Source organism: Neoroseomonas eburnea, from assembly GCF_018129005.1.
Classification (GTDB): Bacteria; Pseudomonadota; Alphaproteobacteria; order Acetobacterales; family Acetobacteraceae; genus Neoroseomonas; species Neoroseomonas eburnea.
In genome coordinates this window covers 144,257-169,790 of the sequence record NZ_JAAEDL010000006.1, presented here as the reverse complement: position 1 = coordinate 169,790, position 25,534 = coordinate 144,257, and the positions used below count along the sequence as shown (strand labels likewise).

The following is a 25,534-nucleotide window of genomic DNA, read 5'->3' as shown; positions in this document are numbered from 1 at the left end:
CAGCCGCGCTACCGCCGATGCCCCGACACTTCCTCGCCCGCGTCGGCCGGCAGCCGCGCATGCAACGGCACGGACGCCAGCACCACCAGTGCCGCGACGACGAAGCCCCAGGAGAAATCCACGGCCACGAGCGCGCTGCGCCCCGCCAGCGCAAGCGACATTTCGAGCGACGCCGTCGCCAGCACCACCCCCAGCGCCGGCGTGAGCTGCTGCAAGGTCCCGTACAGCGCCGTCGCCGCCGACATCCGTTCGGTCGGCACGTCGGCGAAGGCCAGCGTATTGAGCGAGGTGAACTGCAGGCTGCGCGCCAGGCCCCCGGCCGCCAGCAGCAGGAAGATCGCGAGCGACGGCCAGGCCGGCGTCACCAGCGCCAGCGCCGCGATGCCGGCCGCCGCGACCACGCCATTGACCATCAACGTCGCGCGGAACCCGGTCCGCTTCAGCAGCGGCCGCACCAGCGGCTTCATCGCGAAGGCGCCGAGCGCCGTGGCGAAGGAGACGAAGCCGCTCTGGGAGGCGCTCATGCCGAAGCCGATCTGGAGCATGACCGGGATCAGGAACGGCACCGCGCCTGCACCGGTGCGGAACAGGCTGCCGGCCACCGCCGGGTCGCGGAAGGTCGCGATGGAGAAGAGCGAGAGATCCACCGCCGGCCGCGCCACCCGCCGGCAATGCCGGATGGCGAGCACGCCCGCCAGCAGGCCGAGCAGCAGCGCGCCCCAGGTGAGCGGTGCCGGCACGACATGCCGACCCACCGTCTCCAGCGCGAACATGACCAGGGCGAGCGCGCCGCCGGTCAGCGCGAGACCCACCAGGTCCGGCGGCCCGGGCCTTGCAGGCGGCACATGCGGGATCTTCCACGCCACCAGCAGGAAGCCGAGCAGCCCGATCGGCACGTTGATCCAGAACACCGCGCGCCAGGACCACAGATCCGTCAGCACGCCGCCGAGCGGCGGTCCCGTCACCGGCCCCAGCAGCGCCGGCATGGTCAGCCAGGCCATGGCCGAGAGCATGTCCTTCTTCGCCACGCCGCGCAGCAGCAGCAGCCGCCCGACCGGCACCATCATCGCCCCGCCGAATCCCTGCAGGACGCGGAAGGCGATCAGCTCGCCAAGCCCCTGCGACTGGCCGCACAGGGCCGATGCGCCGACGAAGACCAGGATCGCGGACATGAAGATCCGCTTCGCGCCGAAGCGGTCCGCGATCCAGGAGGAGAAGGGGATGAAGACGGTCAGCGCCACCAGGTAGGAGGTGATGGCCGCGCCGAGCCGCGCCGGGTCCTCGTTCAGGTCGCGCGCCATGGCCGGCAGCGCCGTCGCCAGCACCGCGCTGTCCAGATTCTGCATGAAGAGCGCGGAGGCGACGATCAGCGCGATGCCGCGGTGGTCGCTCATGCGGCCAGGATGCGGGGGAGAAGAGAACTTCTCCCCCGCGCCCCCTCAACCTTCTTTGACCTTTGGGAACTGACAGCCAAGGCCGGTGCCAAATAGACAAAGAAGGGAGGGGGGGCGGGGGAGGTTCCCCTCCCCCGCGACTTCTTCCTCCTCCTCACGGCTTCAACACCACCCGTCCCGCGCTGCGCCGCGCCCGCACCTCCGCCATCGCCTCGCGGAACTGCCCGAGCGGAAAGGAAGCGTGCACCTCGGGCTTCAGCTTCCCCTCCTGCCACCAGCCCATCAGCTTGCCCCACAGCTCCCGCGCGCGCGGCGCGTGCAGCCGGCGATTGTCGCCCGGTGACCAGCCGACATAGGTCCCCCAGTTCACCCCGGCCACGGCGATGTTCTTCAGCAGCAGGATATTCGCCGCGACGGTCGGAATGCCGCCGCCGGCGAAGCCGATCACCACCAGCATCCCGCCATCGCCGAGGCAGCGCAGCGAATCGTCGAAGGCGTCGCCGCCGATGGTGTCGAGCACGCAGGCCACCCCCTGCCCGCCCGTCGCCGCGCGCACCGCGTCGCGGAAGGGTGCCGCGCTGTCGAGCACCACCTCCGCCCCGCGCGCCGCGAGCAGCGCGTGCTTGGTCGCACCCGCCCGCGCGATCACCCGTGCGCCCATGGCATGCGCGATCTCCACCCCCGCCAGGCCCACGCCGCCCGCGGCGCCGTGCACCAGCACCCAGTCGCCGGGTGCGATCCGCGCGCGCCACAGCAGGCCGGCGCCGGCGGTGGGGTAGGAGATCGGGAAGGCCACCGCCGGATCCGCCGGCAGCCCCTCCGGGATCGGGATGACATGGATGTCGTCGGCGATCGCCTCCTCCGCCAGGCCGCCCCAGTCGAGCACGGCGAAGACGCGGGTGCCGGGCGGCGGGGCCTCGGCGTCGGGCGCGGCCTCGATGATGGTGCCGACCACCTCGGTGCCCGGGGTGAAGGGCAATGGCGGCTTGCGCTGATACTTGCCCTCCACCACGAGCTGCGTGGCGAAGGATACGCCCGCGGCCTCAACGCGGATGCGCACGCCGCGCGGTCGCATGGGCGGCGGCGCGACCTCCTTCAGTTCGAGTTCGTCGAAGGGACGCCAGGATTCGCAGACAAGCGCGCGCATCGTTCAGTCCATCCTGATGCTGGCGTCATGCACCAGCCTGCCCCAACGCTCGTATTCCGACCTGACGAAGCGCGCAAACGCGGCGGGCGTATCGGCCACCGGCTGCGCGCCCAGCGCATCGAGCCGCGCACGCACCTCCGGCGTCGCCACCGCCGCCGCCGTCGCCTGCTGCAAACGGTCCACGATCGGCTGCGGCGTGCCGCGCGGCGCCCAGATGCCGTACCAGGTGGCGATCTCGTAGCCGGGCAGGCCGGCCTCGGCGACCGTCGGCAGGTCGGGGAAGGCCGGCACCCGCGCCGGCGTGGTGACGGCAAGTGCCCGCAGCCGCCCGTCGCGGACCGCGCCGGCGCTACTCGGCATGGAATCGATCATCACCTGCACCGTGCCGGCGATCATGTCCTGCACCGCCGGCCCGCTGCCGCGATAGGGCACGTGCGTCATGTCCACGCCGGCCATCAGCTTGAACAGCTCGGCCGCCAGGTGCGGCGCCCCGCCCTGCGACGACGATGCATAGGCCAGCCGCCCGGGATTCGCCTTCGCATAGGCGATCAGCTCCGCGATCGAACGCACCGGCAGCGACGGATTCACCACCACCATCAGCGGCACCGCGGCGATGTTCGTCACCGGCAGGAAGTCGTTGATGACGTCAAAGGGCATCTGCCGCGTCAGATGCGGCACGATGGTGTGGGCGGAGGCATTGACCAGGAAGGTGGCTCCGTCGGGCGCGGCGCGCGCCACCTGCTCGCTGCCGATGATGCCGTTGGCCCCGGCGCGGTTCTCCACCACGAAGGGCTGGCCGAGCGGCCCCTGCACCGCCTGCGCGACGATCCGCCCCATGATGTCGGTCGGTCCGCCGGGCGGATAGGGCACGATGAAGCGCACCGGACGGGTGGGCCAGGACGGCGCCTGGGCATGCGCGGCCATCGGCAGCATTGTCGCGGCCAGCGCCGCGCGTCGTGTCGTCCACATTCTCGGAGATCCTCTTCCCATCTTGTCGCTTCGCGTCAGGATAGGCCCGGTCCGCCAAGGAGGAAATGCGATGGACGAGGCGATGCGGCCCTACAGGGGCCTTCGCGTGCTGGATGCCGGACAGGGCATCGCCGGCCCTTATTGCGGCATGATGCTCGCCGCCTGCGGCGCGGATGTCATCAAGCTGGAACCGGCGGAAGGCGACTGGTCGCGCGGCCTCGGCACCGCGAAGGACAAGGTCTCGGTGATGACCGTGTGCTTCAACCGCGGCAAGCGCAGCGTCGTGCTCGACCTGAAATCCGAGGACGGCAAGCGCGCCGCCGCCGCGCTGGCCGCCCGCGCCGACGTGCTGATCGAGGCCTTCCGTCCCGGTGTCGCCGCGCGCATCGGCCTCGGGCCCGAGAATGCGAAGGCGGATGCGGTCTGCCTGTCGATCTCCGGCTTCGGCCAGACCGGCCCCTATGCGGAACGTCCCTGCACGGATTCCGTCGCGCAGGCCTTCTCCGGCTTCGTCGCACTGAATGCCGGCGCCGACGGCGCGCCGCACAAGGCGAGCCCCTTCGTCGCCGACATGGCGACGGGCATCTACGCCTTCTCCGCCGTGCAGGTGGCGCTCGCCGCGCGCGCGCAGGACACCGCGCCGCGCCGCCGCGTCATCGACATGTCGCTGATGGCGGCGACGTCGAACCTGCTGACGCACCAGATCGGCGAATGGGGCATGCAGGGCAAGGCCGCCGCGCCGCCCAACGTGCCCGCCGGCGCCTACCAGGCCGCGGACGGCGCCTGGGTGATGATCACGCTGGTGCGCGAGGCCGAATGGCTCGCCATCTGCGAGGTGCTCGAGATCCAGGAGACGGCGCGCGACCCGCGCTTCGCCGATTTCGCGCGGCGCTGGGAGAACCGGGACGCGCTCTACGCCATCGTCCGCGCCGCCTTAGCGAAGCGGTCCTCGGCGGATTGGGTGCAGCGCCTGCAGGGTGCGCGCCTGCTTGCGGATCGCGTCAATACGCCGCTCGACTGGCTGGCGAACGAGCATGTCGTCGCCTACGGCGCCGCCTCGCGTATCAAGCAGCCGCAGCTCGGCGAGGTGCCGCTGCCGATGCTGCCGGGCCTCGGCCATTGGGACGCGATCGCCCCCGGCCTCGGCGAGCACACGGCCGAGATCCTGGCGGAGATCGGCGCGTGACGCTGGCCGCCGCCGTGGCGGAGGAGCAGCCGCGCGTCGCCGCCCTGCTCGACCGCCTGGCGGCGATCGGCGCCGATCCACCCGGCATCACGCGCCACGCCTTCGACGAGCGTGAGAACGCCGCCCATGCGCTCGCCGTCGTGGAGGCCGGGCGCCTCGGCCTCCAGGTCGCGCGCGATGCCGCATGCAACCTCTACCTCACCTGGCCGGGCGCGGGCCGGTCGGCGCCCCGCGTGCTGCTCGGCTCCCACTTCGACAGCGTGCGGCACGGCGGCAATTTCGACGGCGCGGCGGGCGTGGTCGCGGCGCTCGCTGCCGTCTCGGCATTGCGCGCCACCGGCTTCACGCCGCGCGCCGACATCACCATCGCCGCCTTCCGCTGCGAGGAAGCGGTGTGGTTCGGCCTCGGCCTGATCGGCAGCCGCGCCGCGCTCGGCCTGCTGCCGCGCGAGGCGCTGGACCGCCGCCGCGCCGACACCGGCCTGACGCTCGCCGACCACATCACCCGCTGCGGCGGTGATCCCGATGCCATCGTCCCCGGTACGCGCCTGCTGCCGGTGGGCCCCATCCGCTGCTTCCTGGAAGCGCATATCGAACAGGCGCCGAGCCTGATCGAGGCCGGCCTGCCGCTCGCCATCGCCACCGGCATCCCGGGCAATATCCGCCACGCCGCCATCCGCATCGCCGGCGAGGACGCGCATGTCGGCCTGCCGCGCCGCTTCCGCCGCGACGCCGCGCTGGCGGGGGCGGATATCTTCACCGCCCTCGATGCGCTGTGGGCGGAGGAGGAGGAGGCCGGCCGCGCCATGGCCTTCACCATCGGCCGCTTCCACACCGACACGTCGACGCACGAGCTGACGGTGGTTGCCGGCGACTTCACCTTCTCGCTCGACCTGCGCGCCTATGACGCCGCGCACCTCGCCGCGCTGGAGCAGCGCCTGCACGCCATCGTCGCCGAGGTCGCCGCGCGCCGCGGCGTCGGCATCGAGCTCGGCCCGCGCAATGCCGCGCCGGTCGGGCCCTGCGACCCGGCGCTCCGGGCGGGCCTTGCTGCGGCGGCGGCGCGCATGGGCATCGCGACCATGCCGCTCGGCTCCCCCGCGTCCCATGATGCGGCGAACTTCGCCGCCGCCGGCATCCCGACCGGGTTGCTGCTGATCCGCAACGCCAATGGCAGCCACAATCCGCGCGAGGCGATGGAGATTCCCGACCTGATGGCCGCCACCGCCACCTTCGCCGAGTGGCTGCGCGCGGAAGCGGCGGGCTGGAGCAGATCCCGATCGGTTGGAATCAGCTGATCGGACAAGGATGCTCGCGACAACAATGGGCTGGAGCGGTTGCCTTGAGCCAAGGCGAACGGAAACCGCTCCAAGCACCGTCAGGACGGCCGCACGCCGAGCCTGCGCACCAGCGCGCCAAAGGTCTCCCGCTCCCGCGCCACGCGGCTGGCGAAGACCTCGCCGCGCTCGAAGACCGGCGCCATGCCCATCGGCGCCATGCCGGCCGCCGCCGCCGGCATGGCCAGCGCCTCCCCGATCGCGCCCGCCAGGCGATCGACCACCTCGGGCGGCGTGCCGGCCGGCGCCGCGACGCCGTACCAGGGCACCGCAAGCGCGCGCGGATGGCCGAGTTCCGCCAGCGTCGGCACCTCCGGCAGGTCCGGGTTGCGGCGTTCCGCCAGGGTGGCGAGGGCGATCAGCCGGCCGTCCTTGATCGCCGGCAGCGCCACCGGATCGAACAGCAGTTGCAGCCGCCCGCCGAGCAGATCCGTCAGCGACGGGGCGGAGCCGCGATAGGGCACGTGCTCCAGCCGGATGCCGGTGGCCTCGGCGAAGAGTTCCCCGGAAAGCTGCGTGATGGTGCCGTTGCCCGCCGAGCCGAAGCGCAGCGCACCGGGATTGGCCTTGGCGTATGCGATCAGCCCCGCGACGTCGCGGTAGGGCACTGACGGATTCGCCGAGATCACGTTGTAGGCGATCGAGGTCATCGCCACCGGCACCAGCGCGGTTGCCGGATCGAAGGAGAGCTGCATCACGTGCTGCGCGATGGTCATCACCGCGACCGGGAAGGCAAGGAAAGTGTGCCCGTCCCGCGCCTGCGCCACGTATTGGGCGCCGATCGTCCCGCCCGCCCCGGCGCGGTTCTCGATGACGATCGGCTGCCCGAGCAGCCGCCCGAGCGGTTCCGCGATCGGCCGGATGGAAAGGTCGGTGGTGCCGCCTGGCGGATAGGGCGCGACCATGGTGATGGGCCGGTTCGGCCAGGCTCCCTGGGCCTGCAAGCTGCGCGGCGCGATGAGCGCGCCGCCGGCGGCAGCCAGCAACGGCCGCCGCCGCATGGGCATGGTGATCGACATGGCGTCCTCCCTCTCCCCGCCCTGATCCGCGGAGTTGGCGTCATGCTAGATCAGCCCCCCTTGCAACCGGAACGTTTTCGCCGTGTCGCCGCGATGTCATCGCTCCGCGTGCAGGGTTTCATGGACAGGCGTGCCACGCCCGGGCCAACTCCGCGCCCCCGTGCATGTCACTGCGACGAAGGGTCCTGCCGATCGTGATCTCCCTTGCCTCCCTGGCGCGCCGGACTGCCTGCGCCACCCTCCTCGGCCTGACGGCGCTGCTGCCCTCCACGGCCGGCGCCGCCAGCTTCGACTGCCGCGCCCCGGCCGACGCCTTCCAGCGCACCGTCTGCGCCGACCCCGCCCTCTCCGCCCTGGAAGGCGAGGTCGCGACCTACCGCCGCGACATGGCGGGCATCCCCTGGCGCCGTGGCCTGCGCGAACGCCACGACGCCGCCATGGCCGCACTGCGCAACGACAGCGCCCGGGACCCCGCGGCGATCCGCCGCGGCCTGCAGGCCCGCCTCGCCGCGCTGCGGGAGGAGAACGAGTGGTTCTCCTCCCATGGCCTCGAGGAAGCACCGGAACGCCGGCTGCGCACCACCTGCCTGGCGCTGCCCTCCTCGGAAGGCGCGGCGGCACAGCGGCGCCGCTGCCGCGTGGCGGAATTCGGCAGCCTCGGCACCGTCGATGGCCGCCGGTTCGCCTTCGCGCTCTACGAGTACCCGCCCGACCCCACCGGCGACCTCGCGAACGAGACGGCGATCCTGGTGCTCTCCGCCGGCCAGCCCGGCGAATGGACGGTGGACATCGCCGAACGCCTGACCGAGGCGAACTGCATGCGCCCGCGCCTCGTCCGCCACGGCCAGGACAGCCTGCTCTACCTGCCCTGCGCGGAGACCGGCACCGCCGGCGGCGCGATTCCGCTGCTCTACCGCCGCGCCGGCCCGGCCTCCTTCCGCATCTGGCAGGAGATCGAGGCGGAAGGCTGGCGGTCGACGCTGGAGCAGCGGCTGCCCGCCGGCCTGGAAGTCCGCGGCGTGGTCGCCCTCGACCCGGAGCGGCTGACCGTCGCCTTCCGGCTGTGGCGCGAGGACGACCGGGATTGCTGCCCGACCGGCGGTCGCGCCGAGGCGCGGCTCGCCCTCGAAGGCGAACGCCTGGTGCTGCGGGACGTCGCCCTTCGCCCGGGTCAGCAGAACCCGCCGCAACGGTGATGCCGCGCCGGGGCCGGAGCGTGACACGCCTCACGCCCTCGCCCCGGCGGGCCCGCCTCCGCCGGTGCGCGCCACCCCGTCGCGTGCCATGATCCTCCCCCGCGCGAAACGACCGGAACGCCCGCCATGCGACTGATCCGCCTGCTGCTCCTGCTGGCCTTCGCCCTTCCGGGCCTCGCCGCGGCACAAACCTTCGACCTGCCGGGACTCGGGCGCGACACCAGCGCCTATCAGCAGGAGATGCAGCGCCGCTTCCCCGCCGGCGGCAATCCGCAGCAGCGCCTCGCGGCCGAGCAGCGGGCCGGCCAGGCGGAGGGGCGGCGCGACTACGCCGCCGCGGCCGCCGCCTGGGAGGAACGGATCGGCCTCGGCCAGCCGAACGGCGACCACTGGCTGGCGCTGGCGCAGGCGCAGCTCAACCGCACCCCGCCGAACAACCAGCGCGCCCTGCAGGCCGCCTGGCGCGCCTTCCAGCTCGCCCCCTACGGCGAACCCGAGATCGCCCCGCTTCTCGTGATCGCCGAGGCGCTGCGCCGCATGGACCGCCCGGTGCAGCAGATCGAGGCGCTGGAAGCGATCCTCGAGCGCATGGACAGCCCCGAGCATCGGCAGCGGCTGGAAACCGCGCGCCGTGCCGCCGGCATGCTGGTCCGCCGCGTCACCACCGAACCTGACGCTGATCCGGCCCGCGCCTGCCTCGCCTTCACCAATGCGCCGGCGCGCCGCACCGACTGGCAGCCGGGCGACTGGATCCGCGCCGACCCGCCGATCCCCTCCCTCGCCATCGAGCGCGAGGGCGACCTCCTCTGCGTCGCCGGCCTGCCCTGGGGCGCCTCCACGCGCCTGATCCTGCGCGCCGGCCTGCCCGGCGAGGACCGGCAGAACCTGCGCCAGGAGACCGCCGTCGCCATCGCCATGCCGAACCGCGACGCCAACATCGCCTTCGACACCCGCGCCTTCATCCTGCCGCGCGGGCAGGAGGCGCGGATCGGCGTCGCCACCGTCAACGTCACCAACATGACGATGCGCCTGGTGCGCGTCGCCGAGCGCAACCTGGTGCCGCTGCGCCGCGACTGGACGCCGGGCGAGGCGCTGGAATCCTGGTCCGCCTCCTCGATCAGCGAGGATATGGGCCGCATCCTGTGGGAAGGCCGCGCCGAGCTTCAGCGCGTCGAGCCCAACCGCACCCACCGTTCCATCCTGCCGCTGCCCGACGTGCTGCGCAGCGCCGGACCCGGGGCCTACCTGCTGGTGCTACGCCAGGACGACAGCCGGCGCGGCGAAAGCCGTACCGCCGCGCTTCCGTTCTTCGTCACCGATATCGGCCTGACCGCCTGGCGCGGCGCGGATGGCCTCGCGGTGCAGGCGCGCAGCCTGCAATCCGCCACCGCGACCGGCGACCTGCGCGTCATGCTGATGGCGCGCAACAACGAGATCCTCGCCGAGACGCGCACCGGCGCGGACGGGCTCGCGCGCTTCCCCGTCGCGCTGCTGCGCGGCACGGGACCGCTCGCCCCGGTCGCCGTGCATGCCGAGACGGCGGACGACATCGCCGCGCTGTCACTGGAGGCGGCCTCCTTCGACCTGTCCGACCGCGGCGCCACCGGGCAGCCGCATCCCGGGCCGGTCGATGCCTTCCTCTGGCTCGACCGCGGCATCTTCCGCCCCGGCGAGACGGTGAACGCCGCCGCGCTGATCCGCGACCCCGCCGGCCGGCCGCTCGACCTGCCGATCCGCCTGCGGTTGCGCCGCCCCAACGGCCAGATCGCGCAGGAGATCGTGCCGCCACGGCAGGATGGCGGCGCCATCTACTGGCCGCTGCGGCTATCCGCCGGCGCGCCCTTCGGCCTGTGGACGCTGGAGGCGCTGACCGACCCCGACGCCCCGCCGGTCGGCCGCACCACCTTCCGCGTCGATGCCTTCGTGCCGGAGCGGCTGGAGGTGACGGCGGGCCCCGTGCCCGGCCCGCTGGTGCCGGGCGCGCGCGGGCTCGCGGTGCCGGTGACCGCCCGCTTCCTCTACGGCGCGCCGGGCTCCGGCCTGTCGGGCCAGGCGGAGATGCGCCTGCTGCACGACCCCGAACCCTTCGAGGCCTGGCGCGGCTGGCGCTTCGGCCTGGCGCAGGAACAGTTCGCCCCGGACCTGATCACCTTCGAGGTTCCTGAGACCGACGACCAGGGCCGCACCACGCTCACCCTCGCCCTGCCGCAGGCGCCGGACACAACGCGCCCGGTGCGCGGCGAGGTGACCGTTTCCGTCAGCGAACCCGGCGGGCGCGAGACGCGCACGCGCTTCGCCGTCCCCGTCCGCGCGCGCGGCACGCTGGTCGCGGTGAAGCCCGCCTTCGAGAACGACGCCATCGACGCCGGCGCCGAAGCCGCCTTCGACATCGCCGCCGTCTCGCCGGAAGGCCGCGCCGTGCCGGCGACGCTGCGCGTGCGGCTGGTGCGCGAACGCCCGAACTGGCGCATCGTCGTGCGCGGCTCCATCGCGCGCTGGGAGACGGTGTGGCGCGACGAGCCGGTGGACGCGCAGGAGATCCGCGTCACCGCGCAGCAGCCCATGCGCTTCGCCCGCACCCTGCCCTTCGGCCGCTACCGGCTGGAGGTGAGCGACGCCGGTGGCCTCGGCATCACCTCCATCCGCTTCCGCTCCGGCTGGGCGGGCGTCGAGAGCGCCGAGATCCCCGACCGCGTCGACGTCGCCGCCGACCGCCGCGCCTATGCGCCTGGCGAGGCGGCACGCATCCGCATCACGCCGCCCTTCGCCGGCCGAGCCTCGGTTGCCGTGCTGACCGACCGGCTCGTCTCCCTGCGCGAGATCGAGGTCGCCGAAGGCGGCACCGATGTCGACGTGCCGGTCGACGCCGCCTGGGGCCCCGGCGCCTATGTGGCGGTCACCGTCTTCCGCCCGGGTGAGACGCGGTCCGGCCAGCCGGGCCGTGGCCTCGGCCTCGCCTGGGTCGGCATCGACCCGGCGCCGCGCACCCTCGCCGTCACCATCGACACGCCGCCGCTGCTGCGGCCGCGTCAGCGCGCCGAGGTGCCGGTGCGCGTCGCCAATGCCGGCGGCCCGGTGCTGCTGACGCTGGCCGCGGTGGACGAGGGCATCCTGCGCCTGACCAGCTTCGCCAACCCCGACCCGGCCGCGCATCTGCTCGGCCGCCGGCGGCTCGGCGTCGATATCCGCGACGATTACGGCCGCCTGATCGCGCCGGCCGAGGGCGAGCTCGCCCTGCTGCGCCAGGGCGGCGACGAGGATGCCGCGGCGGACGCCATCCAGCCGCCGCAGCGCTTGGTTTCGCTGTTCTCCGGCGTGGTGCGTGCGGGGCCGGACGGCGTCGCCATGGTGCCGCTCGACATCCCCGACTTCGCCGGCGAGCTCCGCCTGATGGTGGTCGCCTGGGAAGGCACGCGCGTCGGCGCGGCGGCGAAGCCCGTCACCGTGCGCGACCAGGTGGTGGCGGAAGCGCTGCTGCCGCGCTTCCTCGCCCCCGGCGACGAGGCCCGCCTTTCCGTCCTGCTGCACAACATCGAACTGCCGCAGGGCGAGATCGCCGCTGAGCTCACCGCGACCGGCGGCCTGGCCATCGCCGGCCCGACGCGGCTGGCGGCGGCGCTGGCCACCGGCGCGCGGGCGCAGCCCTTCACCACGCTGCGCGCGACGGAAGGCGGCGAGGGCGTGCTGCGCCTCGCCGTCACCGGCCCGAACGGCTTCCGCGTGGACCGCGAGAGCCGGATCACCATCCGGTCCTCCCGCGCCCGCGTGACCGAAGTGGCGGGCGTCGAGTTGCCGCCCGGCGTCGAGCTGCCGTTCAACCCGCCGATCTCCCGCTTCGTGCAGAACGCCTGGCGCGCCACCGCCTCCTTCGGCGCGGCCGTGCGCTATGACGTCTCCGGCATGCTGAGGGCGGTGGAGGACTTCCCGCTCTATTGCCTCGAGCAGTCGGCCTCCCGCGCGCTCGCGCTGTCGGCCGGCATCACCGAGGAAGGCGACCCCGATCGTGCCATCCGCCTGCAGCGCGCGGTGGATGCCATCCTCGACCGCCAGCGCTTCGATGGCTCCTTCTCCATGTGGAGCGCGAGCGGCGAGGCACAGCAATGGCTGACGCCCTATGCGGTGGAGGCGCTGGTCCGCGCCCGCACCGCCGGCGCCACCGTGCCCGAGGGCGCGCTGCGCGAGGCGCTGCGCTTCCTTGACGACGCCATCGAGGACACCAGCGCCGACACGCCGGAGGAACGCGCCGCCCAGGCCTATCGCCTGCACGCCCTGGCGCTGGCCGGCCAGCCGCGCCTCGGTGCCGCACGGCGGCTGATGGAGAACCTGAACGAGCTGCCGACGCAGCTCTCCCGCGCGCAGCTCGCCGCCACCTTCGCGCGCGGCGGCGATACCGTGCGGGCGGAGCAGGCCTTCGCCGCGGCGCTCGCCGCCACCGGCCGGCGCTTCTGGTATTACGACTACGGCAGCGCCCCGCGCGATGCGCTCGCCACCGCGCTGCTGCTGCGCGAGAGCGGGCTGATGCCCGACCGCCTGAGCCAGGTGCTCAACACCCTGCCGGGCGCCGCGTTCACGCCGCTGCGCAGCAGCACCCAGGAACAGGCCTGGGCGGTGCTGGCGGCGCAGGTGCTCGGCCAGGGCATGCGGGCGGCGACCGTCGCGGTCAACGGCAGCGCGCTGCCGCCGCGGCCGGTGGTGGCGACGCCGATCTCCGGCCCGGGGGTCGCGCGCAACCTCGGCAGCGCGCCGGTGTGGCAGTCGGTCTCGATCAACGGCATCCCGCGCGACCCGCTGCCCGCGGCGCGCGAGGGCTTCCGCGTGACACGCCGCTTCTTCGCGCTGGACGGGCAGCCGCTGGACCTCGACCGGCTGACGCAGAACACCTCCTTCGTGCTGCTGATCGAGCTGCGCGCGGAAACCAACGAACGGCACGAGGCGATGGTGATCCACGGCCTTCCGGCGGGGTGGGAAATCGCCTCCCGCCTGCCGGCGGGCGACATCGCCGGCATGCCCTGGCTCGGCACGCTGACCGAGGTGGACAGCCAGCCGGCACTCGACGACCGCTACGCGGCGGCGGTGACGCTGACGCCGCAGCGGCCCTTCGCACGCCTCGCGGTGCGGCTGCGGGCGGTGACGGCCGGGGCGTTCGAGCTGCCGGGCGGGGAGGCGCAGGACATGTACCGGCCGGGGATCTTCGCACGGCAGAACACGGCGCGGATCACGGTGCTGCCGGGGAACTGATGACGCGCGGCACGGCAGAGGAACCGGAGGGGCGCCGCCCCTCCGGACCACCCCGCCAAAGGCCGAAAGGCCTTTGGGAACCGTCACCTGGTGCCGGGCGCCACACGGGCATTGCACCCCCTGAGCGCGACCGGTACCCATCGCCCGGTCTCGGTGCTGGCGCCGGCAGCGGGGCAAGGCGCCAGGTATTCGTTCGCAAGGGCCTTTCGGCCATTGCTGGGGAGAGGCCCGGAAAGGGGCAAGACCCTTCTCCGATCCGCCTCCACCCCATGTTCGCGCGCATGGGGCGGGGCCCCTCCGGTCGCGTCCCATGATCAAGCGCCTCGCACTCGCAGCACTCGCGCTTGCCGTCGTCGCCGCGCCTTTTGCGCTCGACCGTGCCTATCCGCCCGACCTCTCGCGCCTGACCGCCACGGGCGTCGAGGTACTCGACCGCGAAGGCCGCACCCTGTCCGTCCTGCCCGCCCCGGGCGGCACCTGGCGGCTGCGCACCACCACGGCGGACGTGCCGCCGACGCTGACCGACCTGCTGATCGCCGCCGAGGATCGCCGCTTTCGCAGCCATCCTGGCGTCGATCCGGTGGCGCTGTCGCGCGCGGCGCTGCAGTGGATCCGTGCCGGTCGCGTCGTCTCCGGCGGATCGACGCTGACCATGCAGGCGGCCCGCCTGCTCGAACCACGGCCGCGCACGCTGCGCTCGAAGGTCATCGAGATCTTCCGCGCCTTCCAGCTCGAAGCGCGCTTCAGCAAGGATGAGATCCTCGGCATCTGGCTCACCCTCGCGCCGCAGAGCGGCAACATCGAGGGCATCCGCGCCGGCAGCCTGGCCTGGTTCGGGCGACCGGCGGCGCGGCTCGACGCGGCGGAATCGGCACTGCTGGTGGCCCTCGCCCGGCGCCCCGCGACCCTGCGCCCTGACCGCCACCCCGATGCCGCCCGCGCCGCGCGCGACGCCGTGCTGGCGCGGCGCGGCGGCCCGGCGGCGGGGCTTTCGGCGCCGGACCGGGAACTCGCGCTCGCCGCCGCCATGCCGGAGCGTCGCCGCGCCATGCCGCGCCTCGCGCCGCACCTGTCGCGGGAGATGGCGCGCGGCGCGACGGCGCCGGTGACGCTGACCCTCGACGCCCCGCTGCAGCGCGCGACCGAGCGCCTCGCCGCCGACATCCTGCCGACGCTGCCCGACCGCGCCGCCCTCGCCATCGTGGTGGCGGATATCGAGACCCGCGAAGTCCGCGCCCTGATCGGCGGCGAATGGGGCGCGGAATCCCGCGCCGGCGCGCTGGACCTGACGCGCGCGGTGAGGTCCCCGGGATCGGCGCTGAAGCCCTTCCTCTACGCCATGGCCTTCGAGCGCGGCATCGTGCAGCCGGGCACGCTGATCGCCGACCTGCCGCGCCATTTCGGTGCCTATGCGCCGGAGAACTTTTCCCGCGACTTCGCCGGCCGCGTCACCGCGGCGGAGGCGCTGCGCATGTCGCTCAACCTGCCGGCGGTGGCGCTGCTGGACCAGATCGGCGCGCTGCGCTTCGCCTCGGCGCTGAAGGCGGCCGGCGCGGCGCCGAGGCTGCCGCGCGGGGCGGATGCGTCGCTGCCGCTCACCCTCGGCGGCGCGGGAACGACGCTGCGGGAGATGACGGCGCTCTACGCCACCATCGCCGATCATGGCCGCTCGCTGCCGCTGCGCCTGAGGCCCGGCCCGGCGGGCGAGGCGCAGCAGGCGGTGGAACGGCGCGCGGCCGACACCGTCGCCGCCATCCTGGTGCAGAACTTTCCCGGCGGCGGCCCCGCCGGCGTGGCGTGGAAGACCGGCACCTCCTGGGGCGGGCGCGATTCCTGGGCGATGGGCTTCGACCGGCGGCATGTCGCCGGCGTCTGGATCGGCCGGCCGGACGGCACCGCCATGCCGGGCGCGACGGGCCGGCAGGCAGCGCTGCCGGTGCTCGCCCGCGTCTTCGCCCTGCTGCCGGACGCGCCGCGCGAACGGCTGCGCGTCATGGCCGATGCGCCGCGCCAGCAGGTCCCGGCGGACCGGCTGCGGCTGCTGTTCCCGCCGCCCGGCGCGGCACTGGCGGAAGGCGGCGGCCCCGTCACGCTGCGCGCCGCGGGTGGCCGCCGGCCCCTCGCCTTCCTGGTGGACGGCGCGCCCATCCCGCACGAGGCGGCCCGCCGCGAAGCCGCCTGGGTGCCGCCCGGCCCCGGCTTCTACCGCGTCACGGTGCTCGACGCCGAGGGCGCCGCCGTCTCCGTCCCCGTCCGGGTGCGCGCGCCGGAGGCCGCCGCCACGCCGGGCTCGACCATCACCCTGGTGCCCATCTCGGCCCGTTGAGGCGCGCCGGAACGGTTTCCACCGCCTCGGCCCGCGGCAACCGCTCCGGCCCTGTGTCGTCGCGTGCGTCCTCATACCAGCGGCCGCCATTCGCGACCGCTGGCATGAGGCTTTTCCTGCCCTCAGACGCCGGGCGCAAACCTCCGGTCTGCTTGGCTTCGCCGAACCACCGGCGGGCCGCATTCGTGGCCTCGGCACGAGTCAAGAACTCGTGCCGCCGGCATCACCCGATGAGGTGACCCCACCCGATGGGACGCGCCCTACGCCGCCAAGCCCAGTAACCACATCGCGCCCACCCCGGCTGCGATGGCGGCCGCCAGATTGCGCGTCGCCGCCTGCGCCGCGACCACCACGGCCGCCGCCGCGAAGCCCTTCGCGCCCTGCGCCGCCAACGCCGGCGCGACATAGGCGACGAAGATCGGCCCCGGCAGGTGCTGCAGCGTCACCTCCACGAAGCGCGGCGGCCGCAGCGCGCGGAACAGCGCATAGCCGCCGGCCCGGCAGAGATAGGTCGCCAGCGCCATGCCGATGATCGCCAGCAGAACGTCAAGCCGCAGTGTCATCGCCGGCGCAGTTCCAGCCAGGCGCCGAGCGCCGCACCGGACAGCGCTCCCGCCAGCAGTGGCCACGGTGCGCCGAGCCCCGCCCGCCACGCCGCCAGCGCCATCGCCGCTGCCAGCGCCCAGGGCAGCAGGTCCCGCCGCAGCCCCTGCCAGACCGGCACGAGGATGGCGCAGAAGGTCGCCACCGCCGCGAAGTAGAGAGGATGCCCCGGCGGCAGCCGCACCGTCGCGCCGAAGACATGCCCGATCGCCACCGCAACCATCCAGAACAGCCACAGCGCCAGCCCGACGCCGAGCAGGAAGCCCGCATCCCGCCCGCCCCGCCGCTGATCCGCGGCGGAGAGCGCGTAGGAATGGTCGACCAGCGTGGCCAGCGTCCCCCACAGCCGCCAGCCGCGCAGCCGGTCGAGCCATGGCGCCAGCGCCGCCCCCATCGGCGCCAGGCGCATGTTCACCACCAGCGCCGCCAGCGTCGCCGCCAGGATCGGCGCCGGGTCGGACCAGAGCTCCAGAGCCAGGAGCTGCGAGGAGCCGGCGAAGACCAGGCCCGACATCACCAGCGTCTCGAGCAGCGAGAGACCCTTGGCGTCGGAGAGGATCCCGACCACTAGGCCGAAGGGAAAGGTGCCGATCACCAGCGGCATGGCCTGGCGCACGCCGCGCCATATGCCATGCCGGGTGAAGGTCACGCGCGGTTCGGTGCTGCCGCTCATCCGCGCCGCGCGGCGAGCAGCCGGTCCTCGGCGTCCGCCGGCGACATCGTCAGCGCCCTGCGTGCAACACCATGGGCGAAGCCGCCCCGGGCGAGCGCGGCCAGGGCCTTGCGACGAGCCTCCAAATCCTCGGCCGCGCGGGCGAAGGGGCCGATGCGGCGGCGGCGGCAGAAGGCCAGCGCCGCATCGAGTTCCGCCTCCTCGCCCTCCGGGATCGCGGCGGCGGCGGTGTCCGCGTCCACGCCCTTGGCGGCGAGATGCGCGGCGATGGCGCGGCGCGACCGCCCGGTTCGGGCGAGCCGGCGGGCACGGCTTTCGGCGAAGGCGGCGTCGTCCACGGCGCCGGCAGCCACCATGGCCTTGGCGACCTCGGCCGCAGCGGCGCGGGCGGCGGCGGCGGCGGCGACAATCGCCTCGCGCGGCTGGCCCTCGGCTTCGGCACTGCGGGCCCAGCGGTCGACGCGGCGTTCCAGCACGCGGCGCAGCGCCGCCTCGGTGGCGGCGAAGCGGGCGAGATGAGCCAGCGCGGCTTCCCGCAGCCGCGCCGCGGTGGGCGGCGGGCCGGCAGGGCGCGGGGCGCGGCGGCCGGGGCGCTCGGTGTCGGACATCCGGCGCCCTTCTGGCACGACCCCAGGCGGTTCCCAAGGCGCGACGAGACGCCGGCACCGAAGCCCCCATCGTGACCGAAGCGTGTGATTCCCCTCACACCTCCGCGGCGCGCCGTTTGTTACAATTTCCAATCGATCCTGCCTGCCCATCATCACAGCGAGGTCGGCATGCCCGAAGGCATCGGCGGTTGGATCGCGTTCCTGATCGAGAAATCGGCCATGCCCCTCGCCCTCGCCGGGGCAGGGTGGCTCATTTCCAACGCGGTCGAACGGGACAAGCTGGTGCTCGAACAGGAGAAGGTGAACCAGGTCATGCTCGGCCGCGCCATGACCGTGCTGTTCGAGGGCCGGGAGCAGGAGCGGGTGTTCGGACGCGTCCCCCAGCGCGAGGAGATCAGGACCTTCCGCGCGCACTGGATCGCCACCTACAACGCCTATGCCCGGGTGCAGCTCGACCCTGTCGCCATCGGCATCTTCATGGAGGTCGGCCTCGACGACGATGCGCAGCGCATCACGCCCGGGACCCGCCTTCCGCCCATCGCGGCGACCATCGCGCCGACCAGCGGGCCGGCTACCGGCCCGCGCGGCGACGGCTGGGTTTCCGTCGGGCGGCCGAACACGACCCGCTATGCGGACCTGAATTTCGACCTGCTCCAGGGCGCCGGATTCACCCGGGACGGCGGGATCCCGGTCGGCACGCGCATGTCGGCGCGATGGAGCGTGAACCTGCGCGCGAACGCCGAGGTCACCACCGGCAGCGAGAACCCGGTGCGGGGGCTCATCAGCGTCGGGCAATGCGTGCGGGTCCTCGAATCGCGCCCCAACCTGAGGGGCGCGACCTGGGCCTTCGTCTCGCTCGACGGTTGCGACCTGCCAGGGTAGCGGCGAGCCGATCGAGGGGGCCTTGCCCCCTCGGGGGAGGAGAAGGATGGTCGCTGCCGAGCATTGGCCCGGCAACGCGCGCTGGATGGCGCGCCTGTCCGCGCTGATCCTGCTGCTGTCGCCGGGCGGGGCCATGGCGCAGACCTGGCCGCCGCGCGACCCGCCGGCCCGCTCCACGCAGGCCTTCACCTGCGGCACCAAGCGCTACTGCACCGAGATGACGAGCTGCGCCGAGGCGATGTTCCACTTCCAGCAATGCGGCCTGACGCGGCTTGACGGCGACCGGGACGGCGTGCCTTGCGAGAGGCTGTGCGGCCAGGGTAGCCGGGGCGGCTCGACACGGCGGCGCTGACCGCCTATCGCCCGGGCTTCCGTCCAAGACGAGGCCCATGCCATGCCCCAGCCCGCCCATCCCGCCGCTGTCAACGGCCTCACCCTCGCCCAGGCGGAGACGATCGCCGATGCCGCGCTGGCCAAGGGCCGTGCCCTCGGCCTGCTGCCGCTCTGCGTCGTCGTGCTCGATGCCGGCGGCCAGCTCAAGGTCGCGAAGCGGGAGGACGGCGCCTCGATCCTCCGGCCCGAGATCGCCACCGGCAAGGCCTTCGGCGCGCTCGCCATGGGCTTCGGCACGCGGGAGCTGGCGCGCCGCGCCCAGGCCGTGCCGGGCTTCACCAATGCGCTGTCGGACCTGACGGGCGGCAAGGCCGTGCCGGTGCAAGGCGGCGTGCTGGTGCGGGATGCGGCGCACACCCTGCTCGGCGCTGTCGGCATCAGCGGCGACGCCTCGGCGAAGGACGAGGAATGCTGCATCGCGGGGATCGAGGCGGCGGGCCTGGCGGCCGACACCGGCGACCCCGCCTGATCGCAGCCCCCGATCCGGCCGCGCCGCCGGGCTGCGTCGGTCGCCGCGGAGGAGGTACTGACCGAAGAAGGCGGTCCGGCCGCCCATATCGACAAAAAAGAAGGGGGATTCGGGGGAATTCATTCCCCCGACCTTTTTTCCCCGCGTCGTTTACGGCATCCTCCGCCCTTTCTCCGGCGCCAGCATCGCGATGGTCGCGCATGCAGCGCAGGGGAAATGAGCGGAGAGTGGATTCAGTGATCCCCGCCCTTATGCCGACCTACAACCGTGCCGACCTTGCTTTCGAGCGGGGCGAGGGTGCGCGCCTGTGGACGGTGGATGGGCGACGATTCCTGGATTTCGGCGCCGGCATCGCCACCACCAGCCTCGGCCACGGCCACCCGCACCTGACGAAGGCGATCGCCGAGCAGGCCGCGAAGGTGATGCACGTCTCGAACCTCTACCGCGTGCCGCAGGCCGAGGAGCTCGCCGCGCGCCATGTCGCGGCGTCCTTCGCGGACAGCGTCTTCTTCTGCAATTCGGGCGCCGAGGCGAACGAGGGCATGGTGAAGGCGGTGCGCAAGTACCACGCCGAGAACGGCAACCCCGAGCGGTTCCACATGATCTGCTTCGAGGGCGCCTTCCACGGCCGCACGCTCGCGATGCTGTCGGCCACCGGCAACGAGAAGTACCTCGCCGGCTTCGGCCCGCCGGTGCAGGGCTTCGAGCATGTCCCCTTCGACAACATGAACGCCGTGCGCTCGGCCATCAACGAGCACACCGCGGGCATCATGATCGAGCCCATCCAGGGCGAAGGCGGCGTGCGACCCGCGCCGATCCGCTTCCTGCGCGAACTCCGCGCCGTCTGCGACGAGTACGGGCTGCTGCTCGCCCTCGATGAGGTACAGACCGGCATGGGGCGCTCGGGCAAGCTCTGGGCGCACCAGTGGGCGGGGATCGAACCCGACGTCATGTCCTCCGCGAAGGGCATCGGCGGCGGCTTCCCGCTCGGCGCGGTGCTGGCGAAGGAACACGTGGCCAAGCACCTGAAGCCGGGCACCCACGGGACGACCTATGGCGGCAATCCGCTGGCCTGCGCGGCCGGTCTCGCCGTCATGGACGTCATCATGGCGCCCGGATTCCTGGACGGCGTGGACCGCGTCGCGCGGCACCTCTGGAAGGGCCTGGTCGAACTCGCGGCGAAGCATCCTGCCGTGATCGAGGAGGTCCGCGGCGCGGGTCTGCTCGTCGGCATCAAGCTGAAGCCCGAGATCAACAATGGCGACATGCAGGCCGCCGCGGTGGCGGAAGGCCTGCTGACCGTGGCGGCGGGGATGAACGTGCTGCGGCTCGCGCCGCCGCTCATCATCACCGAGGCCGAGGCGGACGAGGCGGTCGCGCTGCTCGACCGCGCCTGCCGCCGCATGACGCCCTCCGCCTCCCAGGCGGCTGCGCAGTGAGCGCGATGCTGAAGCCGATCGACGGGGGGCCCCAGGCCCCCCGCCACTTCCTGGAGATCATGGATTTCGACGCGGCCTCGCTGCGGCGGATGCTCGATCTCGGGGAGAAGGCCAAGCGCGGGGAGGTCACGGGCAAGCCGCTCGCCGGCAAGACCGTGGCCCTGCTGTTCGAGAAGCCCTCGACCCGCACCCGCGTCTCCTTCGAGGTCGGCGTGCGCCAGCTCGGCGGCGAAGTCGTCGTGCTGTCCAGCAGGGACATGCAGATGGGCCGCGGGGAGACGCCCAAGGACACCGCACGCGTGCTCTCGCGCTATGTCGATGCGATCATGCTGCGCACCGACGACGTGCGGAAGATCCGGGAGCTTGCCGAGTACGCCACCGTCCCCGTGATCAACGGCCTGACCGACGTCTCCCATCCCTGCCAGATCATGGCCGACGTGATGACCTTCGAGGAACATCGCGGGTCGATCGCCGGCCAGGTCGTGGCCTGGACGGGGGATGGCAACAACGTCGCGCAGTCCTTCATCCAGGCGGCGGCGCGCTTCGGCTTCGTGCTGCGCATCGCGACGCCGCCGGAACTCGCGCCACCGCGCGCGCTGCTCGACTGGGCGCGCAAGGAAGGGGCGAGGATCGAGCTGACCAACGACCCCGTCGAAGCGGTGAAGGGCGCGCGCTGCGTCGTCACCGACGCCTGGGTGTCGATGTCGGACGAGAAGGAAGGCCGCGCGCCGGCGCGGCACAACCTGCTCGCGCCGTATCAGCTCAATGCCGAACTGCTGAAGCATGCGGCGACGGACGCCATCGTGATGCACTGCCTGCCGGCGCATCGCGGGGAGGAAATCACCGACGAGGTGATGGACGGGCCGCAGTCCGTGGTGTTCGACGAGGCCGAGAACCGGCTGCACGCGCAGAAGGGCGTGCTGCTGTGGGCGCTCGGCGGCGGGTGACGGCCCTGGAGGGGCGCCGCCCCTCCAGACCACCCCGCCAAAGGCCGAAAGGCCTTTGAAAACCATGACCTGGCTCCGGCCACAACGGTCAGGATCAGCCCCAATTGTTGGTTTCCAAAGGCCTTTCGGCCTTTGGTGGGGGGAGTGCGAGGGGGGCAAAGCCCCTCTCGCGACGCGGCATCCTCCGTCCTTGCTCCCGCTTCAACAATTGAATTGGGAAGATTGTCTTATTCTGCCCGTGTATCCGCGCCCGCACGGCCCCCGATGAAGGGCAAAGGCCCGAAAATCCGAAAGTGCCGTACCGGCTTGGACGCGGCGGCCCTGCCGCCCTATCTAGGCGCGGTGTCCAGCCCCACCGATCCCTCCGCCACGCCCGACTTCCTCAACCACGACCGCCCGCCGGTGCCCGACCTGGTGGTGCCGCGCGGCGTGCAGCGCTTCCATCTGCACCGGCGCCCGGTGCGCGGCCGCCTGGTGCGGCTCGGCCCGCTCGCCGACGCGCTGCTGACGCGGCACGACAACCACCCGGCCGTCACCATGCTCGCCGGCCAGGCGCTGGCGCTGACCGCCGGGCTCGCCGCGGCGCTGAAGTTCCGCGGCTCCTTCAGCCTGCAGGCCAAGGGCGACGGCCCGGTGCCGATGCTGCTGGCCGACTGCACCGATGGGGGCGCGCTGCGCGGCTACGCCCGGGCCAATGACGAGCGGCTCGCGGAACTCCTGGCGGAGGACACCGCGCCGTCCGCCAGCGCGCTGCTCGGCCAGGGCTACCTCGCCTTCACCTGCGACCAGGGTCCGGACATGGACCGCTACCAGGGCATCGTCGCCATCGAGGGCGATTCGATCACGGAGATGACGGGCGCCTATTTCCGCACGTCCGAGCAGATCCAGACCCATGTCCATCTCGCCTGCGCGCAGACGCCGCTGGGCTGGCGCGCGGCCGCGCTGATCCTCGAACGCGTCGCCGGCGAAGGCGGCATCGACGCCGACATGGACGCGGAAGCGCAGGACGAGGCCTGGCGCACGGCCGTCGCCCTTGCGGCCACGCTGACGGATGCGGAACTTCTGGACGACACATTGCCCGGCGAACGCCTCCTTCATCGACTTTTCGCACTGGAGGGCCTTGCCCTCGACCGTGCCCGCGCCCTCTCCTACGGCTGCCGCTGCTCGCGCGCGAAGCTCGCCGGCGTGCTGGCCGGATTCGGCGAGGAGGACCTCGACCACATGGCGGAGGACGGGACGATCACCATGACCTGCGAGTTCTGCAACCTCGGCTTCCGCTTCGACCGCGCCGAGCTGCGCGGCGCCCAGGGCTGAGCCGGTGGCGCTGTCCCGCCGCGCGGCGCTCTCCGCCACGCTCGCCGTCGCCGCCTGCGGCAGCGCACCGGAGCCGGCCCCGGCGCGGGCCGCTCCGCCCTCCTATTCCCATCTCACGCCGCTGCGCCTGGCGGTCGGGCGGATCGACGTGATCTCGGCGACCGACCCGGCCGCGACGCGCACCATGCCGCCTGCCCCGCTGGTGCCCTCCGACGTCGTGCTGACCATGGCGCGGGACCGGCTCTCGGCCGGCGGTGGCAGCGCCAATGCGCGCTTCCGCGTGCAGGTCGCCACGCTGACGCGCGAACCCGCCGCTGCGGGCGGCATGTTCACCACCGCGACGGAGCGGCTGACCTGCACCATGCGCTGCCGGCTCGATGTCGTGGGCGAGGACGACAGCCCCGCCGGCTTCGCCGAGGCCGAGGTGCGCCGCGTCGCCGTGCGGCCCGCCGGCAGCCCGGCCGAGCGCGCCCGCGCGGCGGAGGAGATCGTCCGCCTCGCGGGCAACGATCTCAATGTGGAGTTCGAGTACCAGCTCCGCCGCAACCTGCGTGCCCTGATCCAGGCCCCCGCCCGCCCGGGAGAGGCCACGCCCGAGCCCGTCGAGGCCGCCCCCCTGCCCCGCTCCTGACCGGAGGACCCGCCATCATGGCCCGCATCACCTACTCCAGCCCGCCCGGCGCGCCGCAGCCGCAGTCGCGCTACTCCCAGGCGGCGCTGATCGAGGGCGAGGGGCGTCGCCTGGTGATCTCGGGCCAGGTCGGACTACGGCCGGATGGCAGCCTCGTGCCGGGGCCGGTGGACCAGATCGACCAGTCCCTCGCCAATCTCGGCGCCGTGCTGGGGGCGCACGGCATGGGGCCGGGCGACATCGTGAAGATGACGGTGTTCCTGACCGATCCCGGCCTGGTGGGCGCCTGGCGGGCGCGGCGCGACGCGTTCCTGCAGGGCCATGCCCCGACCAGCACGCTGCTGATCGTGGCCGGCCTTGCCACGCCGGATTTCAAGGTCGAGGTGGAGGCCGAGGCGGTCGCCTCCTCCTAGGGCAGATCCCGATCAGGTGGAATCACCTGATCGGGCAAAGATGCTCGCGAAAACAAAAGACTGGGGCGGTTGCCGTGAGCCGAGGCGAACGGCAGCCGCTCCGGCATCAGTGGCATCAGCCCTCCCCGCCCAGGCCGCGGCTCCCCTGGATGATCGACAGGAACTCCCGCCGCGTCGACGGGTCATGCCGGAAGGCGCCGAGCATGCGGCTGGTCACCATCGACACGCCCGTCTTGTGCACGCCACGCGTCGTCATGCACTGGTGCACGGCCTCGATCACCACCGCGACACCCTTCGGCTGCAGCACGTCCAGCAGCGTATTGGCGATCTGCGCCGTCATCTTCTCCTGGATCTGCAGGCGCTTGCCGTAGGCCTCGACGACGCGGGCGAGCTTGCTGATGCCGACCACGCGCCCCTTCGGCAGATAGGCGACATGCGCCTTGCCGATGATCGGGCACATGTGGTGCTCGCACATGCTCTCGAGCCGGATGTCGCGCAGCACGACCATCTCGTCGTACCCCTCGACCTCCTCGAAGGACCGGGCGAGCAGTTCGACCGGATCCTCCTCGTAGCCGCAGAACCATTCCCGATAGGCCTTGGCGACCCTCTGCGGCGTGTCGAGCAGCCCTTCACGGTTCGGGTCGTCCCCGGCCCAGCGCAGCAGGGTGCGGATCGCCTCCTCGGCCTCTTCCTGGGTCGGGCGCGGCAAGGTCGTGGCCTTGTCGTCCTCGCTGCGGGGGGCGGTCAGATGGATGTTCACGGGTTCGGTGTCTTTCAAGGGGCGCCATGCGCCGGTCGCGTATCCATGCCGGCGCGTCGCGGCGCCTTCCTTACCCGGCTAGATGGTGGCGGGTTCAGGGGGCGCAACCCGCACCTCAATGCAGGCGGCCGGAGGGCTGGTGCGGACTGTCCAGGCTGAAGGCGGGGATGGCGACGTCGAAGGCCTCCCCGCTGCCGGTCACGACCATATGATAGGCGCCCTGCATGAAGCCGGAGGCGGTCGCGAGCGGCGTGCCGGAGGTGTATTCGAACCGCCCGCCCGGTTCGAGCACCGGCTGCTCCCCGATCACGCCGGCGCCGTGCACCGTCTGGGTGCGGCCGAGCCCGTCGGTGATGTGCCAGGTCCGGCGCAGAAGCTGCACCGTCTCCCGCCCGACATTGGCGATCTCCACGCGGTAGGCCCAGACATACTGGCCCCGTTCGGGCTCCGACTGGTCGGCCAGGAAGAAGGCGCGGACGGAAACGCGGATGCCGCGTGTCGTTGCGCTGAACTCGTCCTGCCTGGCCATGCTGGCAACCACTCCCACAGCCTATTTGAAGCGCCGCCGGGGGGCGCTTGTCCACACCCGA

The 25,534-nt window shown here is 73.0% G+C and carries 22 protein-coding genes; 13 read left to right on the top strand and 9 right to left on the bottom strand.

Annotated elements, in window-relative coordinates:
• Positions 1–8 precede the first annotated feature (8 nt).
• From GXW74_RS08310 to GXW74_RS08300, 3 genes are all read right to left on the bottom strand, one after another.
• Positions 9–1,394 (bottom strand): MFS transporter, encoded by a 1,386-nt coding sequence (locus GXW74_RS08310; RefSeq protein ID WP_211846011.1) that lies wholly within the window; start codon positions 1,392–1,394, stop codon positions 9–11.
• A gap of 154 nt (positions 1,395–1,548) precedes the next feature.
• Positions 1,549–2,541, bottom strand: a complete 993-nt coding sequence (locus GXW74_RS08305) for an NADPH:quinone oxidoreductase family protein (RefSeq protein ID WP_211846010.1) — start codon at positions 2,539–2,541, stop codon at positions 1,549–1,551.
• A gap of 3 nt (positions 2,542–2,544) precedes the next feature.
• Complete coding sequence (locus GXW74_RS08300) at positions 2,545–3,510, bottom strand: Bug family tripartite tricarboxylate transporter substrate binding protein (protein WP_211846009.1); 966 nt, start codon at positions 3,508–3,510, stop codon at positions 2,545–2,547.
• Between the two features lie 70 nt (positions 3,511–3,580).
• Here GXW74_RS08300 and GXW74_RS08295 point away from each other — a divergent pair, with 70 nt between their 5' ends.
• Complete coding sequence (locus tag GXW74_RS08295) at positions 3,581–4,696, top strand: CaiB/BaiF CoA transferase family protein (RefSeq protein WP_211846008.1); 1,116 nt, start codon at positions 3,581–3,583, stop codon at positions 4,694–4,696.
• The gene (locus tag GXW74_RS08290) at positions 4,693–5,994 is read left to right on the top strand and encodes a hydantoinase/carbamoylase family amidase (protein WP_211846007.1); all 1,302 of its coding nucleotides are present in this window, start codon (positions 4,693–4,695) and stop codon (positions 5,992–5,994) included. The genes GXW74_RS08295 and GXW74_RS08290 overlap by 4 nt, the downstream gene beginning before the upstream one ends.
• Before the next feature lie 80 nt (positions 5,995–6,074).
• On the opposite strand, the gene GXW74_RS08285 is transcribed toward GXW74_RS08290, so the two are convergent.
• Positions 6,075–7,052: a Bug family tripartite tricarboxylate transporter substrate binding protein gene (locus GXW74_RS08285; RefSeq protein ID WP_211846006.1), complete on the bottom strand. Its 978-nt coding sequence runs from the start codon at positions 7,050–7,052 to the stop codon at positions 6,075–6,077.
• Positions 7,053–7,246: 194 nt separating this feature from the next.
• Between GXW74_RS08285 and GXW74_RS08280 the strand changes: the two genes are divergently transcribed.
• The 3 genes from GXW74_RS08280 (at position 7,247) to pbpC (ending at position 15,812) form a co-directional block, all read left to right on the top strand.
• Positions 7,247–8,248 carry a lysozyme inhibitor LprI family protein gene (locus GXW74_RS08280; protein ID WP_211846005.1) on the top strand — a complete coding sequence of 334 codons (1,002 nt, stop codon included), beginning with the start codon at positions 7,247–7,249 and terminating at the stop codon, positions 8,246–8,248.
• A gap of 126 nt (positions 8,249–8,374) precedes the next feature.
• A complete protein-coding gene (locus tag GXW74_RS08275; protein ID WP_211846004.1) occupies positions 8,375–13,486 on the top strand; it encodes an alpha-2-macroglobulin family protein in 5,112 nt (1,703 codons plus the stop codon).
• Positions 13,487–13,796: 310 nt separating this feature from the next.
• Positions 13,797–15,812 (top strand): penicillin-binding protein 1C, encoded by a 2,016-nt coding sequence (pbpC, locus tag GXW74_RS08270; RefSeq protein WP_211846003.1) that lies wholly within the window; start codon positions 13,797–13,799, stop codon positions 15,810–15,812.
• Positions 15,813–16,072: 260 nt separating this feature from the next.
• On the opposite strand, the gene GXW74_RS08265 is transcribed toward pbpC, so the two are convergent.
• From GXW74_RS08265 to GXW74_RS08255, 3 genes are read right to left on the bottom strand one after another with little or no spacing between them, the layout of a single operon-like run.
• Positions 16,073–16,375 carry an AzlD domain-containing protein gene (locus GXW74_RS08265; RefSeq protein ID WP_246523064.1) on the bottom strand — a complete coding sequence of 101 codons (303 nt, stop codon included), beginning with the start codon at positions 16,373–16,375 and terminating at the stop codon, positions 16,073–16,075.
• On the bottom strand, positions 16,372–17,088 hold the full coding sequence (locus GXW74_RS08260) for an AzlC family ABC transporter permease (protein ID WP_246523063.1): 717 nt from the start codon (positions 17,086–17,088) through the stop codon (positions 16,372–16,374). Before GXW74_RS08260 ends, GXW74_RS08265 begins: the two co-directional genes overlap by 4 nt.
• Positions 17,085–17,696 (bottom strand): RecX family transcriptional regulator, encoded by a 612-nt coding sequence (locus tag GXW74_RS08255; protein ID WP_211846002.1) that lies wholly within the window; start codon positions 17,694–17,696, stop codon positions 17,085–17,087. The genes GXW74_RS08260 and GXW74_RS08255 overlap by 4 nt, the downstream gene beginning before the upstream one ends.
• Before the next feature lie 168 nt (positions 17,697–17,864).
• Between GXW74_RS08255 and GXW74_RS08250 the strand changes: the two genes are divergently transcribed.
• From GXW74_RS08250 to GXW74_RS08215, 8 genes are all read left to right on the top strand, one after another.
• Positions 17,865–18,578, top strand: coding sequence for a hypothetical protein (locus GXW74_RS08250; RefSeq protein ID WP_211846001.1), 714 nt, complete (start codon positions 17,865–17,867; stop codon positions 18,576–18,578).
• 46 nt (positions 18,579–18,624) lie between these two features.
• Entirely contained in the window at positions 18,625–18,930 is a 306-nt protein-coding gene (locus tag GXW74_RS08245; RefSeq protein ID WP_211846000.1) for an excalibur calcium-binding domain-containing protein, read from the top strand.
• 42 nt (positions 18,931–18,972) lie between these two features.
• Positions 18,973–19,440, top strand: coding sequence for a GlcG/HbpS family heme-binding protein (locus GXW74_RS08240; RefSeq protein ID WP_211845999.1), 468 nt, complete (start codon positions 18,973–18,975; stop codon positions 19,438–19,440).
• A gap of 236 nt (positions 19,441–19,676) precedes the next feature.
• On the top strand, positions 19,677–20,879 hold the full coding sequence (locus GXW74_RS08235; RefSeq protein WP_211845998.1) for an aspartate aminotransferase family protein: 1,203 nt from the start codon (positions 19,677–19,679) through the stop codon (positions 20,877–20,879).
• Between the two features lie 5 nt (positions 20,880–20,884).
• A complete protein-coding gene (gene argF, locus GXW74_RS08230) occupies positions 20,885–21,826 on the top strand; it encodes an ornithine carbamoyltransferase (protein WP_211846083.1) in 942 nt (313 codons plus the stop codon).
• Positions 21,827–22,168: 342 nt separating this feature from the next.
• Positions 22,169–23,140: an Hsp33 family molecular chaperone HslO gene (hslO, locus tag GXW74_RS08225; RefSeq protein ID WP_338148183.1), complete on the top strand. Its 972-nt coding sequence runs from the start codon at positions 22,169–22,171 to the stop codon at positions 23,138–23,140.
• 4 nt (positions 23,141–23,144) lie between these two features.
• The gene (locus GXW74_RS08220) at positions 23,145–23,771 is read left to right on the top strand and encodes a hypothetical protein (RefSeq protein WP_211845996.1); all 627 of its coding nucleotides are present in this window, start codon (positions 23,145–23,147) and stop codon (positions 23,769–23,771) included.
• Positions 23,772–23,788: 17 nt separating this feature from the next.
• Positions 23,789–24,184 (top strand): RidA family protein, encoded by a 396-nt coding sequence (locus GXW74_RS08215; RefSeq protein ID WP_211845995.1) that lies wholly within the window; start codon positions 23,789–23,791, stop codon positions 24,182–24,184.
• 115 nt (positions 24,185–24,299) lie between these two features.
• On the opposite strand, the gene folE is transcribed toward GXW74_RS08215, so the two are convergent.
• Both folE and apaG read right to left on the bottom strand, forming a co-directional pair.
• On the bottom strand, positions 24,300–24,938 hold the full coding sequence (folE, locus tag GXW74_RS08210) for a GTP cyclohydrolase I FolE (protein ID WP_456306971.1): 639 nt from the start codon (positions 24,936–24,938) through the stop codon (positions 24,300–24,302).
• A gap of 121 nt (positions 24,939–25,059) precedes the next feature.
• A complete protein-coding gene (apaG, locus tag GXW74_RS08205) occupies positions 25,060–25,473 on the bottom strand; it encodes a Co2+/Mg2+ efflux protein ApaG (protein WP_211845994.1) in 414 nt (137 codons plus the stop codon).
• Between the last annotated feature and the right edge of the window lie 61 nt (positions 25,474–25,534).